Consider the following 1,268-nt stretch of genomic DNA (forward strand, 5'->3'; position numbering starts at 1 on the left):
ATAAATGTTGGGGATTAGTTGAAAATTTGATGCATTTAAGTCGTCATAAGCTCGATCATTATTTACGAGGTATGAGAGCTATGAAGCTTATACAGTCTACTTTTTAGCTCTCATGTCGCCCCCCCAGGAACTGATCACTAATACTCATAATTTGCTGATTGTAGTTTAAATAACTACATAGTTTGCTATGCCATGGATATCCTCCACTAATTCGAGATAAATTTGACTAGCCGATATGCTTGTCTGCTGTGCATTAGGAATATTGAGGGATTACAGTGTATCCCACTTTACTGTTGATTACATCGACTTAGTGATTTCGTAGTTGTATTAACTCTTAGAGAAGAATATCACATAATTATGCACAGTATTATGCACAGTTAATAAAAGTTATCAATAATCTTAATTAAAAATAAAGGCCATAAAAATTGATCAAAAATGTGATATTTAAGCCATTACGCAGGTTTGTCAGACCAGTAGATATAGGAGTTTTAAATGATTCGTGAAATATAGGCACTGGTTCCGTTAAGCGGGTGGTTGAAAGTCTTGCTATATCTGAATTAGGAGGGATAATAGGTAAGATTTGACCTGTCACGACTTAGAGGTGAGCAATGGAGTTATTATCCCAAAATTGTCCGTTGTGTGGTAGTCCACAAGTTAAACCCCACGACCGCTATGAGACCCAAAACGGCACAGGAACCATCTACCATTGCTTTGAGTGCGATACGTACTGAGCGTGAGACCTTCGCCACCCCCATAGCAGGACTGCGCACCCCCTTAAGTCGCATGATCGAGATTCTCAAAGCCAGAAGTGAAGGGATGGGTCTCAATGCTGACGGGGTGACAAACAGCCTTAAAAGCCTTACTGGGTGTGGGGTGACCGGGTGCAAGGGTGTCGGGTTTAGATCAGGAGCTTGAAACGTTGGTAGGGACGCTTGAATCAGGTTGGGGACGGAATGAAATTGCACCGGGTAACTCGAAATTCCCTTCTATTTTCCCCACACCCCACACCCTACACCCCACACCCCGTTTACTTTTTAGCCTTTTTGTCACCCCCTCAGCTATAATACAGTAGTCAGTTTGGTTAGGGCAGCTTCTCAAAAAGGACAAATGATTCATAATGCCAGTGTGCAGAATATTGAAACAGCCTCGCAATTAAACCCTTAAAAATAGGGATAAATCGGTATTTAATACCACAAAATGGACATTGACATTTACTTAGCGCTAGAGTATAATTGAAGTGTAGAATCCAGCTCTAACGATGCCAAGAA

Annotated in this window: 1 protein-coding gene; it reads left to right on the top strand. The window is 41.2% G+C overall.

The annotated features are described in order from the left end of the window. Positions 1-672 precede the first annotated feature (672 nt). Positions 673-915, top strand: a complete 243-nt coding sequence (locus tag F6K63_RS36945) for a hypothetical protein (RefSeq protein ID WP_008188185.1) — start codon at positions 673-675, stop codon at positions 913-915. The last annotated feature ends 353 nt before the right edge of the window (positions 916-1,268 follow it).

The organism is Moorena sp. SIO1G6 (assembly GCF_010672795.1).
GTDB classification, from domain to species: domain Bacteria; phylum Cyanobacteriota; class Cyanobacteriia; order Cyanobacteriales; family Coleofasciculaceae; genus Moorena; species Moorena producens.

What these genes read in the sequence shown, in the direction of transcription:
- F6K63_RS36945 (WP_008188185.1), top strand. Translation starts at nt 673, where the DNA reads ATGAGACCCAAAACGGCACAGGAACCATCTACCATTGCTTTGAGTGCG.